Genomic DNA, 19,528 nt, shown 5'->3' with positions numbered 1-19,528 from the left:
ACTTATGCATAACAAAAAATATCACAGCCCATCTCTTCCATTTTCAACTATGACCTTCCAAGCTCCCGACACAGACAACGCATTTGACATTTTACCTGCCATGTCAGCAGACAACCCTCTAGACTTAGCATAAGCTTCAAAACCTAGCCCCAGCGCAACCTCTGTAGCAGCCCCACTAATATCTTCTTTTAAATATCCAGAAACCAAACCAAGAGGAACTGCAATATTAGCCAGGGCGGAAGAAACACCCACTGGAGACACCACCGCACCGGCAGTCAAAAGAAAGCCAACATCATCAAGTGCTTTCGCATCAGCGGCTTTAATCCAACGCAAAGTATTTACATCTGAAAAATCAATATTCGCACCACTAGCCAAGCACTCTGATGATGCACAAGGATTAAACCTAGGGGTATAAGCAACACCTTCCACTACAACAGGAACTCGGTATCCACCCCTTTCGTCCAAAGCATATCCAGTCAGCCTATCTCGATCATGAGTACTTTTCGGCGTACTGTCTGGGAGACTAACGCCCAATGAGCGACTATCCCACGCATAACCCTTGGTATTTTCCGCAACATAACGGATCGCATCTACAGAGGCCTCTGGCAATAGTTGGATAGCGCTTTTGCCATCTCCACTTGCCACCCATTCGCCACCTGTATCGTAAATACCGTCTACGGTAGCCACCATGTCTGTATTGGCATAGATGCCCTCTTCAGGAATGCTGGAGCGCCTGAGAGCGTCCTCCATTTCTTCAGCGGTAAATTTGCCTTCGCTTTGTTCAGCCAGCTTCCGGGCCAATGCCTTCTCATCCGGATGCAACTGCCGGTTATACGCCGTCGCATTCTTCGCCAGCTCCGCTGCCTTTGCCGGATCGCCGCCAGTTACCGTCGCCGCCGCTACACCGATCAGTTGCGATACAGTGAGCTCAAGCTGCTTGTCGCCCTTGATGACCCCCGCAAGCTTCTCGACCAGCAGTTCGTTGGCCCCTCCAGCCAGTGCCCCAGTCTTGAAGTCGCCACCGGTCGCCTCGCTGAGCAACCCACCGACCACCGCATGCAGTGCGATTTTCTCCGGGCTACCATCCGCCCAATCGATCCCCTCTACCAACTTACCGCTGGCGAAATCACCAACAGCATTGAACACACCGGCCTGCAACAGGTGTTGCACCTGCCCGGTCAGCGCGGTTTGCAGGTTGTCACCCAGGCTGCCACCTTGCACCGCCGTTTGTGCCACGGCCTGTACCGCACCCTGGGCTCCGAGGTACGAGCCAAACTTGGCAATGTCGCCTGCCTTGCTCAAGTCAAAGCCCTTGGTCACCTTGTTGACGTTGTCACCCGTCACACCGAAGGCTTCGTCCAGTACACCCGAGGTGAAGCCCGCAGTGATCGCCGAAGTGGCATAGCCTTTCAACGCATCACTGGAGGTTACGTCCTTGAGTACCGCGCCCAAGTTGCCACGGTTGTTTACCACGCTGACGGCGGCGTTGGTCGAGGCGCTAGTTGCAACAGCACCCGCTACAGCCCCAGCCGTACCGCTTCCTGCGGCGGCTGCAGCCATTGGCCCAACCACCGCTGCCATGACAATAGCAATAATCAGTTGCGCTGCGACACCCAGCCCCGAACTGCTGTACTTGAAGCTGTCGTGGATTTCCTTCACTTGGTGCCAATCCACGTCGCCGCGCTGTTCCATTTCCTTCAACCACGCCAGTTGCGGATCAGCCTGCACCATCGCCTCGATGGTCTGGCTTACTGTCTGCTGGTTGACATCCTTTATATCAATCCTCAGACCTTCCACGGCCTGGATCACCAGTGCGCCCTGGGCAACAAGTTCACTCTGTACCAAGGTCTCGTCGGTCGTGCCCTTACCTTTGTCTGACCGCCATACCATGCTGCTTTTGCTTTTCTCGTGACTTTCCTGCTCCAGGTCCTTCACACCTTCAAAGGTGATCTCGCCACCACTGGAAAGGGTAAGGTCTTCATCACTGGTCAGTTTCGTCGCCTGGTAGGTCTGGTCACCACCGCTGACCAGTTTCAGGTCTCCGCCCGTGGTGATCTCGCTGCCGACATGGGTGATGTCGGTACTTTCATCCCGGCGGAAGCTCTTGCTGCCGAAACTGCCCTTTTTCTTCTTCTCGTACAGCGAGTAGTCGTAGTCCTGGGCTGCCAGCAGGCTCAGGTCCTCACCCGCCACCAGGTAGGCCTCGTCGTTGGCCGCCACCTTGCTGGATACCAGGGTCAGGTCGCGAGCCGCGACAATGTCCACGCTACCGCCAGCCATGATTTCCGTCGCTTGCTGGCTCACATGGTCTTCCTGAAGCGTGACCTTCTTGACCTTGCTGTAGCTGTGCGTCTCGTCCGCCGCCGAGGCCAGCAATACGTCGCGACCGGCCGCCAGGGCGATATCGCCGCCGGCCTCGACACGGCTGGCAACCACGCTCAGGTCGCGCCCCGTGCCGATCTCGATATCCCGACCGGCACTGATCTCACCGCCCAGTTGGGTGGTGCGCTCGTTCAGGAAGCTGCTGCCACGGGACTGCTCGAAACGCTCCTCCACCGAAGTCAGGGCTACATCGCGCCCGGCGCTGATGGACAGGTCGCCACGGCTGTCGAGTACACCGCCGAGGTTGGCCACGTCGCGGCCTGCCAGCAGCTCCAGGCTGTTGCCAGCCTCGATACGCGCAGCACTGTCGACGAAGCTGTCCAGGCGATAACTGCTGCCGTTGCGCACTTCGTTCAGGGTGACGCTGCGCTCGTTGAGGATGTCGCCTTCCGTCGCGGTCAGGCTGACGTCGCGCCCGGCGATGATGCCACCCTGGGTGTTGCGGATGCTGTCTTCGGCCAGCAGCTCCAGGCGGTTGCCTGCCTCGATCAAACCGCTGTTGGCGATATTGGCCGCACTGGCACTGAGGTCGCCGCTGGCGCGCAGGGTGCCCTGGTTGAGCAGATCACCGCCGCTGATCAGGGTCACGTCGCGGCCCTGGATCAACGCGCCATTGGGTGCCAGGCGACCTTCAGCCTGGGCCAGGTAGAGCACCGGCACCAGCACTCGCTCGCCGTTCACCTCGTACTCTTCCAGCCAGACGATGTCATGGGTCAGCGCCGCCACCTGCTCGGCGGACAGGGTCACACCGAGGGACAGGCCGAGGGCGTCCTTGCTGGCGATGGCGTTGTCCATCAGGTAACGGAACATCGCTTCGTCGCTGGTCAGCCCTTCGAGGAAGCGCTGGCCGGTGCGCGCGACAATCGCCTCGCGCACCAGGCGCTGCTCGTAGAGGCCGTCGCCCAAGCGCTTCTGCGCCTGGTCAGGGTCGTAGCCAAGGTTGCCCAGCAGGTAATCCGAACTCATGAACTGCTTGAGGTCGGTGAGGGCCGGGTTGGTCTCGATCAGGTATTTGTGGGCAGGCGCGGCAACAGGTGCCGCGCCAGGTGTCGTGGCGTTACCCGTAGAGCGCTCTGGAGCCGGAATAGAAGTGCCCGGACCAATGTCAGCCTGGCTGATATCGACCTGACCTGTGGGTTTCGCTGTGACATTGGCACCCTCCGTCACGCTCACTGCCACGGATGCAGAAGGTGCCGGAGCCGTGCTGACGATGGTGCCTGGCGGCACTTGAACGGGCGCCTGCTCACCTCCTCGGACACCTGCAGTGGCACCCGGCTCTTGCGCAGAGACAGCCTGGGGATTTACCGGACCTGGCGACGTACCACCGATACCCTCGCTCAGATCGACTGCGACCGCCGAAGAAGCGCCTGGCGCACCGACAGCGACAGTGCTGCCCTGCTGCTGTTGGGTTGCCGTGCGCCCGCTGGTCTGTGTTTCGGGCGTGGCCGACGAGAGGGCGTCATCCAACTCTATCGAGGGCACCTGACGGCCTGGCAGTTCGGCTGACGGACGACTCTCCAGGGCAAGGTCGCCACCGTTACCCAAGGTGCCGCCAGTAAGCTGGATATCACTGCCTTGGCGTCCGGAATGATCGCCCACCTGACCGTCGAGCCGAAGCAGCGGGCCACTGGATAGATCACTTCCACCCAACTGCACGGTACTGGCCTCGGCCGAGGGCTTGTCGCCAGGCTGCCGCACGAGGCTACCCAAACCATCAAGGGACGCGAGTTGCCCGGCGGCGGCACTCACCGCACGGGCCTGGGCGCTGGCGCCCTGCTGACGATCCGCGACAAGCAGGCCCTGGCTACTGACGGCCAGATCCTGACGCTCGCCGACACGTATTTCGCTGGCCTGCTCCTGGATACCGGCGCTCTGTCGTTGCGCCTGGCTGACACTGGAGGAAGACAGGCTCCAGCCTTGCTGCGTGGCGGCCTGCTGTACCTGTGCAGTGCTGCCAGACTGGCCGCTGAGGCGGAAGAGGCCATTCTGTCCGGTGGGCAGGGTAAAGCCGGGCAGGGTCAGGGGGTTGACCTGTTGTTGGGAGAGGTCGGGGGGGAGTTGGGAGTTGAGGGTAACGACAGTTGTATTTTCCTCTACGACACTATCAATAAATTGTGCTTGTCCTTTTTGGTATATATCCCCATAACTGATAACACCATTATTCAGCTCATCTGAAGCACTTATTTTTATATCCCCAGAGGCCTGTATAACAGAAGACACCGAAACACCATCAGAGCCATACTGCCAAGTATCGGAAGTTAGCAAAAACCTATCAGGGTGATCTTGATTGAAACGCCAAGGTAGAACCCCAAGATCATCCGGATCATAAGAGGCCATCCCAGGGTTCCAGACATATAAATATTGCCTGCCACTTTCTTTATCAACATAAGATCGCCACACCCCGCCAATCCACTCACTCGGCATAGAGGCATCAGCCCGAACCAGGCGACCACCATTTACAACATATATATGACTATCCGCATCATTATAATTTTTATAATTATATTGCCTTAGCTCATTACTTGCGAACGCATTGGCAGTGCCATCCTTTATCCAACCACTATAATAGACTCTGACCCTAACACTTTCACCTACTGAAGCGCCTCTATTAATAAAAGAAGCCGAAGATATATTTATATCCCCGCGCGCTGAAACATAGCTACCAAAATTCTCAAAATCACCAGAAACCACATCAAGCCCACCGCCCGCATAAATATAAGATGACGGCGAGTCAACCAACACTTCAGACTCATAAACCTCCCTCAAGTAATAATCAACCGTATAATGTTTGCTTCCCATATATGTATTGTCATTAAATATAAACCCAGAAACCAATTTATTACCCAACAAAAACTCATCCTTAGCATTAAGGAATTTTTCAACACGAAAACTCATACCCTCTGCACTCTCTATAGTAGCTGAGCGATTTTCAAACAACGATGCAGATTCCCCCTGAGCATTTCTCGATAAACCAATCCCCCCCAAGCTATAAACATCCGCATACCTATTGATAAAGGTATCCACATACAGCCCCATATCTTCACCACTGAAGATCAGGCCGTTTTCGTTAAGCAGGTTGGGGGCATATAGCGCCAGGGTGCCGGAGCCGCCCAGGGTGCCGTGGTTGTTCAGGGTGGCGGCACGCAGTTGCAGGTCGCCCGCCGAGGTGAGGCGACCGTGGTTCTGCAGCAGCGTGCTGCCGGTGATACGGGTCAGGCCACCGCCGCTGATACGTGCGGCCTCAGGCAGCTCGATGGTGTCAGCAGCAAGGGTCAGATCACCCAGGCTGGTCAACTGGCCAGAACCGGTATAGCTACCGCTCAGGTCGATATCCAGCAGGCCATCGCTGGCCAGCAGGCCGTCGTTGATCCAGTTGGCGCCTTTGCCGACCAGGCTGTCGCGGGCCAGCAATTGCCCCGTCGCGCCCTGGCTGAAGGTGCCGATATCCAGGGTCAGGCGCCCGGCCTGCAGGATGTTGTCGTTATGCCAGGTATCGGCGGTAAGGGTCAGGCCACCCAGGCTGACGATCTCACCACCGCCTTCGGCCAGGCGGGACAGGTCGAGCACGAACTCGCCACTACCGGCATGGCGCAATGCTCCACCCTGGTTACCCAAGCCGCCGATGGCCAGGCTCAGCCCGTGGTTGGCGCTTTCCAGCACACCGGCGCGGTTATCGAGCAGGCCCGAGATGGTCAGATGGGTATCGCCCTGCGTGCCCAGGGCGCGCAATTGCCCGCCCTGGTTATCCAGGCTTGCAGCACGAATACCCAGGCCAGCGCTGCTTTCCACCACCCCCTGGGCATTGAACAACGCACCCAGCAGGTCGAAGTCGATACCATCGGCCCCAATTACCCCAGAGCGGTTGTCGAGGTTGCCGGCACTCAGTGACAAGGCGCCCTGGGCCAACAGGGTGCCAGACTGGTTGTCGATATCGGCGGCGGTCAACGTGGCCAGGCCGCCCCAGGCACTGATGCGTCCATGGGTATTGCTGAGATTGCCAGTGGCACTCAGGTCGAGCTGCCGACCTTCGATCAGGCCGGACTCAGTGGTACTGGCCCCCTCGTTACGCAACCAGCCACCCAGCCGGGCCTGCACCCAGCCAGACAGGCTGGCCAGCACACCGGCGCGATTGTCGAGATTGCCCGCTTGCAGGGATACAGAGCCTTCGTTGCTCAGCAATTTACCAGCGTTGTTGAGCACGGTGCCGTCGAGGCGAATATCCAGACCCGAGGTTCCACGGATCTCGCCGCTCTGGTTGTCCAGCTCGGCGGCCTCGAGGTCGACACGCCCGGTGCGGCTGTAGATAAGACCGTCGCCCACGTTGCTCACCAGCCCGGTGAGGGCGAGGCCGAGATTGCCAGCGGCCCCCAGGGTGCCGCTGGATGAGTTATCCAGGCGGGTACCCGACAGGCTCAGGTCAGCCTGACTGGCCAGGGTGCCACCACGGTTATCCAGTGCACCGAGGCTCTGGATGCTCAATGCCCCCGTACTGGCCAGGGTGCCAAGCTGGTTGTTCAGACCATTCGCCAGCACCAGGTTGGTCGCACCACCACTGCTGAACTTACCGGACGCGTTGTCCAGTGACGCCGCCTCCAGGCTCAGGTCGCCGCTGGCGAACAGAAGACCGGAGCGGTTATCCAACCGTTGCGCGGCAATATCGACGGCGCCCTGGGCGTCGATCTGCCCGTTGTGGTTGCTCAGGAGTGTGTCGACCTGCGCGTCCAGCCCAGCACCACTGGAGAGGATGCCGCTGTCGCTGTTGTCGAGAGACGCGGCACGGATGTCCAGGCCGGTCTTGCCAACCAGCGCACCCTCACCGCTGTTGAGCAAGCCGCCGCTGAGCCTGACCAGCAGTCTGCCATCGCGACTGGAAAGCGTGCCGAGATGACGGTTGTCCAGGCTGACACCCGCCAGGCTCAGGCCGAGTAGCCCGGAGAGCAGGCCGGCCTGATTGTTCAGACTGCCGGCCGTCACATCGAGGCGACCGTTGCCGATCAAGCGACCGCCCCGGTTATCGATGGTGCTGGCGGCCAGTTCGAAGCCTTGGCGACTGGAGATTTCGCCGTCACGGTTATCCAGGCTGCCAAGGTTGGCCAGGCGCAAGGAGCCAGCGGCCAACAGTTGTCCACCCTGGTTGCTCAGAGTGCCTTGGCGCAGATCGAGATCGACCTTGGCCTCGCCCAGCAGGCGTCCGCCGTCCAGCACCAGGCCTCCCAGTTCCAGGCGCATATCGCCCTTCGCCGAGACTTCGCCAGCATCGCTGCTGTTCAGAGATGCGATGTTGATCAGCAACTCGCCCTGGCTGTTGAGCAACCCTCCGGCACTGTTGTCGATGGTGCCGCCCCGAATGTCGAGCAGGCTGCTGGCCAGCAGGTAGCCACCCCGATTGTCCAGGGCGCCGCTGTTCAGGCGCAGGGCGCTGCCGGCCTGCAGCACGCCGGCCAGGCGGTTGTCGAGCGTACCCGTTACGTCAAGATCGAGGCTCTCCCGTCCAAGCAGGCTGCCTGCCTGGTTGTTCAGCGTGGCGGAACGAACATCCAGGCCGCTGCCGGCCAACAGGCCCGCGCGGTTGTCCAGGTGTCGCTGGATACGCAGGGTCAGCGCCTGATTGCTCAGCAGTTTGCCGCCGCTGTTATCCAGGCTCTGCGCCGCCAGGGTGAACGCCTGCTGGCTGGAGATTTCACCACCCTTGTTGCTCAGCGCACCGATATTCGTCAGCAACAAGGCGCCGGGCGCATTGAGCAGGGCGTTGTCGTTGTTCAGCGCCCCACCGGCCAGGTCCAGGCTCAGGCCGCTATTACTGAACAGCTCGCCATCGGTCTGATCCAGACCGGTCAGACGGGCTGTCATTTGCCCACTGCTGGCGATACGCCCACTGCGGTTGATGGTCTGGCCAGCAGTCAGCGTCAGGCTGTCGGCGCTGGTCAATCGGCCCTGGGTGTTGTCGATCGCACCGGAGCGTACCTGGGCCGCCTGCTTCGCCGACAGGTTGCCCTGGCGGTTGTCCAGGCTGGCGCTGTGCAACAGCAAGCCGGCGTCGGTGACAATGCTGCCGCCCTGGTTGAGCAAGGCGCCACTGAAAACGCCTTGCAGGTCGCCAGCACTGGAGAGGTTGCCCGCTGTGTTGTCGAGGCGACTGGCGCTCAGGCTCAGGGTACCTTCGCTGCTGAGCAAACCGCACTGGTTGAGCAGGCTGCCATCGCGTTCGGCGCTGCCCTGGACCGCCGCCAGTGCGACGATCAGAGACGTGTCGCTGGCCAGTGTGCCGCCCTGGTTGTCCAGCCATGCCCCGTCCAGTCGCAGGCTGTCGCGGCCATACAGCAGTCCTTTGTCCTGATTGAGTACACGCCCGAACGTCAGTTGCAGGTGCCGGGCCAGCAGGGTGCCGTTGCTGCCGTTGTCCAGGCGCTGCCCGGTCAAGCGGGCCTGGCCTTGAGTGGATATCTCGCCCTGGCGGTTGTCGATGTCATCGACGTCCAGCTCAAGATCCGCATTGGCCGCCAGCAGGCCCTGGCGGTTATCCAGCACGTGCCCTGCCAGGTACAGACGCCCCTGGGAAATCAGTTCGCCCTGTTGCTGCACCAGTGTGGCGACCCGCGCCTGCAGGTCGCCCTTGCTCGCGAGCAGACCACGACTGTTGTCCAGGCTGTCGGCCTGTAGAGACAGATCACCCTCGGCAATCAGCTCGCCCGCATTGTTGTTGAGCGCCTCGGCCACATTCAGTTCGAGCCTGCCACGGCTGCGAATCAGCGCCCCGGCGCTGTTATCCAGATTCTTCGCTGTCAGAACCAGGCCATCAGCGCTGATCGCACCCGAGGCATTGTCCAGGGTGCCTGCGACGACCAGTCCCAACGCTCCGGCGCTGACCAGCTTTCCACCGCTGTTGGCCAGACTTTCAGCCGCCAGGGTGAAACCTTGCTGGCTGGAGATTTCACCGCCCTTGTTGCTGACGGCACCGATGTTACTCAGCAGCAAGGCGCCGGGCGCATTGAGCAGGGCGTTATCGTTATTCAACGCGCCACCGGCCAGGTCCAGGCTCAGCGACGTGTTGCTGAACAGTTCACCGTTGGCCTGGTTCAGGCCCGCCAGCCTGGAGACCAGTGATCCACCGCTGGCGATACGCCCCGAAGCATTGGTGACCTGGCCGGCGCTCAGGACCAGCCCAGCAGTGCTGGTCAGACGGCCTTGGGTATTGTCGAACGAACCGGTACGCACCTCGGCGTCCTGCTTCGCCGACAGGTTGCCCTGGCGGTTGTCCAGGCTCGCACTGTGCAATAGCAGTCCGGCATCGGTGACGATACGACCACTCTGGTTGAGTAATGCCCCACCCAGTACCGCTTGTAGCTCACCCGCGCTGGACAGGTTGCCCGAGGTGTTATCGAGGCGACTGGCCGTCAGGCTCAAGGTGCCTTCGCTGCTGAGCAGGCCCTCGGCGTTGAGCAGCCGACCGTCCAGCTCGGCATTGCCCTGGATGGCCGCCAAGGCGATGACCAGGGACTCGTCACTGGCCAGGGTACCGCCCTGGTTGTCCAGGCTTGCACCCTCCAGGTGCAAGCCCTTTGCACCATGCAGCAGGCCTTTGTTCTGGTTGAGGACACGCTCGACGGTCAATTGCAGATGGCTGGCCAGCAGGCGACCGGCCTGCCCGTTGTCCAACCGTGCACCGACGAGGCGGGCATTGGCCTGGGTGGAGATTTCACCGCCACGGTTGTCGACGGTTGCCACGCGCAGTTCGAGGTCGCCATTGGCTGCCAGCAGGCTGCCTCGGTTGTCCAGGCTGTCGCCCGTGAGCGCCAGTGAGCCGACCGCGATCAGTTCGCCACCTTGCTGGTCGAGGGTACCAACGGTCGCCAGCAGGTTGCCCCGACTGACGATACGGCCCTGCCCGTTGCCCAGGCTGGCCGCCTGGATATCCAGGCCCTGGGCCGAAACCAGGCCCTTGAGATTGTCCAGATGCCGTTGCACACGCAGGGTCAGTGCCTGGTTGCTCAGCAGCTTGCCGCCGCTGTTATCCAGGCTCTGCGCTGCCAGGGTGAATGCCTGCTGGCTGGAGATTTCTCCGCCTTTATTACTTACCGCGCCGATATTCGTCAGCAGCAAGGCGCCGGGTGCGTTGAGCAGGGCGTTGTCGTTGTTCAGCTCACCGCCCGCCAGATCCAGGCTCAGGGCTGCGTTGCTGAACAGCTCGCCGCCCGCCTGGCTCAGCCCCTTGAGGTTGACCGTCAATTGCCCACCACTGGCAATGCGGCCGCCGGTGTTGTGGGTCTGTCCGGCTGTCAGGTCCAGGCTGCCGGCACTGGTCAGGCGCCCCTGGGCGTTGTCGAACGCACCAGTACGCACTTGAATGCCCTGCTGGGCCGACAGGTTGCCCTGGCGGTTATCCAGGCGAGTGCTGTTCAGTAGCAGCTTGGCATCGGTGACGATGCTGCCACCCTGGTTGAGCACTGCATCACCCGCGATAAGATGCAGATCACCCGCGCTGGACAGGCTGCCGGCACTGTTGTCGAGCAGCCCCGTGCTCAGGCTCAGAGTCCCCTCACTGCTGAGCAGACCGGCCTGGTTGAGCAGCCGCCCATCCAGTTCGGCATTGCCCGGAATAGCCATCAACGTGATGGCCAGGGATTTATCACTGGCCAGGGTGCCGCCCAGGTTGTCCAGCCGCGCACCGTCCAGGCGCAGGCTGTCACGCCCCTGCAGCAGCCCCTGGTTGACCACGCGCGCCACGGTCAGACGCAGGTGCCGGGCCAGCAGCAGGCCTTCCTCGCCATTGTCCAGGCGCAGGCCTTCCATACGCACCTCGGCCTGGCTGGAAATCTCGCCGCCCTGGTTGTCGATAGCGGTTACAGCCAGCTCGATATCGCCATTGGCCGCCAGCAGGCTGCCGCGATTGTCCAGGCGTTCGCCCGTCAGGAGCAGATCGCCCGTGGCGACGAATTCGCCACCTTGTTGTTCGAGCGTGCCAATGGCCGCCAGCAGGTTGCCCTGGCTGGTGATGCGACCCTGCCCATTGCCCAGGCTGGACGCCTGGACATCCAGGCCCCGCGCAGAAACCAGGCCCTTCAGGTTGTTCAGGTGTTGTTGCACGCGCAGGGTCAGCGCCTGGTTGCTCAGCAGCTTGCCGCCGCTGTTGTCCAGGCTCTGCGCCGCCAGCGTAAAGGCCTTCTGGCTGGAAATTTCGCCGCCTTTGTTGCTCACCGCGCCGATGTTCGTCAGCAGCAAGGCGCCAGGAGCATTGAGCAGGCCGTCGTCGTTGTTCAGCGCGCCACCCGCCAGGTCCAGGCTCAGGGCACTGTTGCTGAACAGTTCACCGCCCGCCTGGCTCAGACCCTTGAGGTTGGCCGTCAGGTGACCATTGCTGGCGATACGGCCACCGGCATTGCCGACCTGTCCCGCCTCGATACGCAACGTGCCGGTACTGACCAGTTGCCCCTGGCCGTTATCGAACGCCCCTGTCGTCAGGCGCACATCGGCCTGGCTCTCGATCAGGCCACGGGTGTTATCCAGGCTACCAGCCTCCACACTCAGCCCGGCGGCACTGAACACTTCACCACGCTGGTTGAGCAGCAAGCCACCGGCTGCGACACGCAGATCGCCTTCGCTGGCGATACGACCGCCGGCATTGCCAATGCTTGCAGCACTCAGGCTCAGCAGACCATCACTGAGCAGACGGCCTTGGGCGTTATCCAGATGTCCGCTCGATCCATCCGCCGCGGCCAACTGGATATCGAGGCGTTCATCGCTGGCCAGCGTGCCGCCGCGGTTATCCAGGTATGCCCCTTTCAGGCTGGAAGAGTCCCAGCCATAGATCAGGCCACCGCTCTGGTTGAGAATGCGTTGGCCGGTCAGTTGCAGGTGCGCGGCGAGCAATTCGCCGCCGCTGTTATCCAGTCGCTCGCTGACGATGGCCGCGTTCGCCTGGCTGGAGATTTCACCTGCCCGGTTGTCGATGATGCTTACCTCGACATCGAGGTCGCCATTGGCTGCCAGTACGCCGTCCCGGTTATCCAGTCGGCTGCCGCGTAACCTCAGCGCGCCTTCGGCGACCAGCTCACCGTCCTGCTGGTCAACCGTGTCGATGGCCGCGAGCAGATCACCACGGCTGACGACTCGCCCCTGCGTATTGGCCAGGCTGGCCGCCGTGATCTCCAGACCCTGGGCCGAAACCAGGCCTTTGAGATTGTTCAGATGCTGCTGAATCCGCAGGGTCAGTGCCTGGTTGCTCAGTAGCTTTCCGCTACTGTTGTCCAGACTCTGCGCCGCCAGGGTGAAGGCCTGCTGGCTGGAGATTTCGCCGCCTTGGTTACTCACCGCACCGATGTTCGTCAGCAGCAAGGCACCGGGAGCATTGATCAAAGCGTTGTCGTTGTTCAGAACGCCACCTGCCAGGTCCAGGCTCAGGGCGGTGTTGCTGAACAGCCGTCCACCGGGCTGTTGCAGGCTGGTCAAACGGGCCGTCAGTTGGCCATTGCTGGCGATACGCCCTGCACTGTTGTCGACCTCGGTCGCTATCAGCGTGAGGCTATCGGTACTGACGAGCTGACCGAGGCCGTTGTCGAAAGCACCTGTCTCGATATCTGCTGCGCCCTGGCTCTCGATCACGCCCTGACGGTTGCTCAACGCCACGCTGCGCAGGAGCAGCCGTGCGCCGCCGCTGATACGCCCGGCCTGGTTGTCCAGCTTGCCACGTGTCTCGATCGACAGGTCGCCCGCACTGGAAAGACTTCCGTCACGGTTATCGAGCCTGTCGGCGACGAGTGCGAGCGTGCCCTCGCTGCTCAGCAACCCGCCGCTATTCGACAGAATCCCATCCAGCCCGCTCGTGTTGCTCGCCAGGCCGATATCCAGGTGACGATCGCTAGCGATGGTGCCGCCCTCGTTCTGTAACCGAACCCCTCGCAAGCGTGTCGAATCCCAACCATGGATCAGGCCTCCGGCCTGGTTGAGAATGCGCTCGGCGGTCAGTTGCAGATTCGCGGCCAGCAGTTCGCCGCCGCTGTTATCGAGCTGTTCGCTGGTGATCGTCGTGCCGGCCTGGCTGGATAGTTCTCCGCCACGATTGTCGATGGCGGTGACGACCAGTTCGATATCGCCATTGGCTGCCAGCAGGCCGCCACGGTTATCCAGCTTGGCGCTGCGCAACGTCAGCGCGCCTTCGGCGACCAGCTCACCATTCTGTTGGTCGACCATATCGATGGCGGCAAGCAGGTTGCTACGGCTGGCGACGCGACCTTCGGTGTTGGCCAGGCTGGCTGCCTGGATATCCAGCCCTTGAGCGGAAACCAGCCCCTTGAGGTTGCTCAGGTGCTGCTGGATACGCAGGGTCAGTGCCTGATTGCTCAGTAGCTTGCCGCTACTGTTATCCAGGCTTTTGGCTGCCAGGGTGAACGCCTGCTGGCTGGAGATTTCGCCGCCTTTATTACTTACCGCGCCGATATTCGTCAGCAGCAAGGCGCCGGGGGCATTGAGCAGGGCGTTGTCGTTGTTCAGCACACCGCCCGCCAGGTCCAGGCTCAGGGCCGTGCCACTGGCCAAGCTACCACCCTGCTGGTTCAAGCCGGTCAGGCGTGCCGTCAGTTGACCACTGCTGACCAGGGTGCCGTCGGTGTTGTCGACCTGGCCAGCGCTCAGCGTCAGGGTGTCCGTACTGACCAGACGCCCTGCGCTGTTATCGAAGGCGCCCGTGCCGATGTCCGCGCCTTTGCGGCTTTCGATACGTCCGCCCCGGTTATCCAGGCCGGCGCTGCGCAGCAGCAAGGTGCTGTCGCTGGAAACCGTTCCGCCTTGGTTGAGCAGCGCACCGTTGCTCTGGAGCGTCGAAGCGCCAGCGCTGGACAGCACTCCCGCGCTGTTGTCGATACGCCCCGCCGACAGGTTCAGACGACCTGCGCTGTCGATCAGGCCGCCTACGTTGTTCAATTCACCCGTCAGGGCGATGGCCAGTTGGCTACCCGCGCTCAGGGTTCCGTTCACGTTATCCAGTTGGCTGCCATTGAGTTGGGTACTCTGGAGCGCCTGGATCAGGCCTTTCTGACCGTTGGAAATACGCTTGGCAGTCAATTGCAGATTCGCGGCCAGCAGTGCTCCGCCGCTGTTATCGAGCTGTTCGCTGGTGATCGTCGTACCGGCCTGGCTGGATAGTTCTCCGCCACGATTGTCGATAGCGGTGACGACCAGTTCGATATCGCCATTGGCCGCCAGCAGGCCGCCACGGTTATCCAGTACGGAGCCGCGCAACGTCAGCGCGCCCTCGGCGATCAGCTCACCATTCTGCTGGTCAACCGTATCGATAGCAGCAAGCAGGTTGCTACGGCTGGCGACACGACCTTCGGTGTTGGTCAGGCTGGCGGCCGTGACATTCAGGCCTTTAGCGGAAACCAGACCCTTGAGGTTGCTCAGGTGCTGCTGGATACGCAGGGTCAGTGCCTGGTTGCTCAGCAGCTTGCCGCCGCTGTTATCCAGGCTCTGGGCCACCAGGGTGAAGGCCTGCTGGCTGGAGATTTCACCACCCTGGTTGCTCACCGCGCCGATATTCGTCAGCAGCAAGGCGCCGGGGGCATTGAGCAGGGCGTTGTCGTTGTTCAGTGCACCGCCTGCCAGGTCCAGGCTCAACGCCGTGCCACTGGTCAGGCTTCCGCCCTGTTGATTCAAGCCGGTCAGGCGTGCCGTCAGTTGGCCGCTGCTGGCCAGGGTGCCGTCGGTGTTATCGACCTGGCTGGCGCTCAGCGTCAGAGTGTCCGTACTGACCAGACGCCCTGCGCTGTTATCAAAGACGCCGGTGCCGACGTCCGCGCCTTTGCGGCTTTCGATACGTCCGCCCTGGTTGTCCAGGCTGGCGCTGCGCAGCAGCAAGGTGCTGTCGCTGGAAACCGTTCCGCCCTGGTTGAGCAGCGCACCGTTGCTCTGGAGCGTCGAAGCGCCAGCGCTGGACAGCACTCCCGCGCTGTTGTCGATACGCCCCGCCGACAGGTTCAGACGACCTGCGCTGTCGATCAGGCCGCTCGCGTTGTTCAGTTCACCCGCCAGGGCGATGGCCAGTTGGCTACCCGCGCTCAGGGTTCCGTCCACGTTATCCAGTTGGCTGCCATTGAACTGGGCATTCTGGAGCGCCTGGATCAGGCCTTTCTGACCGTTGGAAATACGCTCGACAGTCAATTGCAGATTCGCGGCCAGCAGTTCGCCGCTGCTGTTATCGAGCTGTTCGCTGGTGATTGTCGTACCGGCCTGGCTGGAAAGCTCTCCGCCACGGTTATCGATGGTCGTGACGGCCAGTTCGATATCGCCATTGGCCGCCAGCAGGCCGCCACGGTTATCCAGTACGGAGCCGCGCAACGTCAGCTCGCCTTCGGCGACCAGCTCACCATTCTGCTGGTCGACCGTATCGATGACGGCAAGCAGGTTGCTACGGCTGGCGACGCGACCTTCGGTGTTGGCCAGGCTGGCAGCAGTGATATTCAGGCCTTGAGCGGAAACCAGGCCCTTGAGGTTGGTCAGGTGTTGCTGGATACGCAGGGTCAGTACCTGGTTGCTAAGCAGCTTGCCGCCGCCGTTATCCAGGCTCTGGGCTGCCAGGGTGAAGGCCTGCTGGCTGGAGATTTCGCCGCCTTTGTTGCTCACCGTGCCGATGTTCGTCAGCAGCAAGGCACTGGGAGCATTGATCAAAGCGTTGTCGTTGTTCAGAACGCCGCCAGCCAGATCCAGGCTCAGGGCCGTGCTGCTGAACAGCTCACCCCCGGCCTGATTCAGGCCCGTCAGGCTGGCGGTCAGTTGACCGTCACTGGCAATTCGCCCGAGCGTGTTATCGACCTGGCCGGCCGCCAGGCTCAGACGCCCCTCGCTGTCGATCAAACCCTTGGCATTGTTCAACTCACCGCCAAGCGCGATGTTCAGCAAGCTGCCCGCACTCAGGGTTCCGCCTGCGTTATCCAACTGGAGGCCTTTGAGTTGGGCACTCTGGAGTGCCTGGATCAGGCCCTGTTGGCCATTGAGAATACGATCAGCAGTCAGGCTCAGGTTGTTCGACAACAGTTGCCCGCCGGCACGGTTGTCCAGCGAGCCGCCGGTAAGCGAGGCATCCGTCTGGCTGGAAATCCTTCCGCCACGGTTATCGATGGTCGTGACGGCCAGTTCGATATCGCCATTGGCCGCCAGCAGGCCGCCACGGTTATCCAGCTTGGCACCGCGCAACGTCAGCGCGCCTTCGGCGACCAGATCACCATTCTGCTGGTCAACCGTATCGATAGCAGCAAGCAGGTTGCTACGGCTGGCGACACGACCTTCGGTGTTGGTCAGGCTGGCGGCCGTGACATTCAGGCCTTTAGCGGAAACCAGACCCTTGAGGTTGCTCAGGTGCTGCTGGATACGCAGGGTCAGTGCCTGGTTGCTCAGCAGCTTGCCGCCGCTGTTATCCAGGCTCTGGGCCACCAGGGTGAAGGCCTGCTGGCTGGAGATTTCACCACCCTGGTTGCTCACCGCGCCGATATTCGTCAGCAGCAAGGCGCCGGGGGCATTGAGCAGGGCGTTGTCGTTGTTCAGTGCACCGCCTGCCAGGTCCAGGCTCAACGCCGTGCCACTGGTCAGGCTTCCGCCCTGTTGATTCAAGCCGGTCAGGCGTGCCGTCAGTTGGCCGCTGCTGGCCAGGGTGCCGTCGGTGTTATCGACCTGGCTGGCGCTCAGCGTCAGAGTGTCCGTACTGACCAGACGCCCTGCGCTGTTATCAAAGACGCCGGTGCCGACGTCCGCGCCTTTGCGGCTTTCGATACGTCCGCCCTGGTTGTCCAGGCTGGCGCTGCGCAGCAGCAAGGTGCTGTCGCTGGAAACCGTGCCGCCCTGGTTGAGCAGCGCACCGCTGCTCTGGAGCGTCGAAGCGCCAGCGCTGGACAGCGTTCCCGCGCTGTTGTCGATACGACCCGCCGACAGGTTCAAGTGACCTGCGCTGTCGATCAGGCCGCTCGCGTTGTTCAGCTCACCCGACAGGGTGACGGCCAGTTGACTACCCGCGCTCAGGGTTCCGTCCACGTTATCCAGTTGGCTGCCATTGAGCTGGGCATTCTGGAGTGCCTGGATAAGCCCCCGCTGGCCATTGAGAATACGGGCGGCGGTCAGGCTCAGGTTGTTCGACAACAGTTGCCCGCCTTCGCGGTTATCCACTGACTGGCTGGAAATACGCGTATTCGCCCGGCTGGAAACCTCTCCTCCGCGATTGTCGATGTCGGACAGGTTCAGTTCCAGATCACCATTGGCTGCCAGCAGGCCACCACGGTTATCCAGGCGATTGCCGCTCAGCATCAGTCGACCTTCGGCCAGCAGTTCACCGTCGCGCTGATCCAGTGTCTCGATGGTCGCGATCAAGTCGCTGCGACTGGCTACCCGACCTTGGCTATTGAGCAGACTGGTTGCAGTGATATCCAGCCCTTGAGCGGAAACCAGGCCCTTGAGGTTGTTCAGGTGCTGTTGCACTCGCAAGGTCAGCGCCTGGTTGCTCAGCAGCTTGCCGCCGCTGTTATCCAGGCTTTGTGCTGCCAGGGTGAAGGCCTGCTGGCTGGAAATTTCACCGCCCTGGTTGCTCACCGCGCCGATATTCTTCAGCAGCAAGGCGCCGGGCGCATTGAGCAGGGCGTTGTCGTTGTTCAGTGCCCCACCGGCCAGATCCAGGCTCAGAGTCGTGCCGCTGGTCAGGCTACCGCCCTGCTGATCCAGCCCTTGCAGGCTGGCCGTCAGGGCGCCGTTGCTGGCAATACGCCCCTCACGGTTGCTTACCGGTCCCGCGACAAGACGCAACTCTCCTGCGGCGAGCAATTCGCCCTGGCTGTTGTCCAGGCTCTCGGTCTTCACATCCAGGCGCTGGCTGGATGCGATCTGCCCCTGACGATTGTCGGCCTGCCCCACCACATCGAGCGTCACTGTTCGCTCTGCCAGAACCTGGCCCTGGCGGTTGTCCAGTGTCGTAGCACGGACGCTGACATCCTTGCCGGCACTGACGCTGCCACTGCGGTTGTCGAGTCCAGCACTCACAGTGATATGAAGGTTTTCAGTGGAATCCAGGGAACCGCTGTTACGCAGGGACCGCGCGTCGATGCGCAGGTCGTCCTGCGTATCGATACGCCCCTCGTTGACTACAGCCCCGCCGCTCAAGGCAATAGAGCCTTCAGCCGTCAGGGCCTGCTGGTTGTTGAGCGATCCGGAACCGTGGATATTGGCCTGCCCTGCCACCTTGACGTCGCCCGCTAGTTCGACATCCTGCGCCATGACGTTCAAGTCGCGCTGGACATCGACCTGCCCCAGGCGCAGGCGACCACTGCTGTCGATATGGATATCACCGGCACTGGCCGCCATCCGCCCGTCCAGCTTGACCCCGACGCCCGCCTCGGTCCCGACCAGGCGGATGGCGCCGGCGTACATACCACCCAGCGCGGAGCTGTCGATGGCCAACAGGGGTTTATCGGCGTCCGTTGTCTGCTTGGCGGTGGCGGACAGCGTCTCGGCATCCACCTGGTTGCGCCCGGTAACGACATTCAGCTCGTTGGCATGCAGTTCGGCATTCAGTCGTGCGCTGCGTGTGATCAGGTCGAAACGGTCGATATTGGAGGCGTTGAGGCCGGCACCGTCGATGGAGATGTGTCCACCGTCCACATCGAAACGCTCGAGCTGTCCATTTTCGATCACCGGCTTGCCGGTTGTGAGCGTGGCATGGGGGGTATTGATAAAGCCGCAACCATCACAGGTAATCCCATGCGGGTTGGCGACGATCACCGCCGCCGACTGCCCGGCCACTTCGGTATAACCCTTGAGCTGGCTGGGGTTGCTGCCCGTCACTTCATTGAGGATCAACCCTGCGGCCTTGCCGTTCAGATTCGAGTTGCCGAGGATGATGCCGCCGAGCTGGGTGTTCTGGGTCCTGTCCGTCGCGTTGTTGAGGATCAGGCCCTGTTGGCCGACGTTGTATTCATTGAACTGATTGTGCGACAAGCCATTGGCGTTAGGCGCCGCGATGTTGACCACCGGCACACCATTGCCGGCCTGGGTCAGCGTGGCGGAGTTGCCCAGGGCGACAGAGACTTCGGCAGCAGCGCCAACGATCGGGTTGAGGAATAGAACCCCGATCAGGACAGAGGCGATGTTCTGAAAAAGCGAGCTACGAACGTCCATG

General features: G+C 61.6%; 1 protein-coding gene. It reads right to left on the bottom strand.

Annotated features, from left to right (window positions below):
- Positions 1 to 21: 21 nt before the first annotated feature.
- On the bottom strand, positions 22 to 19,527 hold the full coding sequence (locus HW090_RS11530) for a filamentous hemagglutinin N-terminal domain-containing protein (protein WP_179113669.1): 19,506 nt from the start codon (positions 19,525 to 19,527) through the stop codon (positions 22 to 24).
- Position 19,528 lies beyond the last annotated feature (1 nt).

The organism is Pseudomonas sp. ABC1, assembly GCF_013395055.1.
Taxonomy (GTDB): Bacteria; Pseudomonadota; Gammaproteobacteria; order Pseudomonadales; family Pseudomonadaceae; genus Stutzerimonas.
Note: the sequence above shows the minus strand (reverse complement) of the source record. Positions and strands in the feature narration are given on the sequence as shown.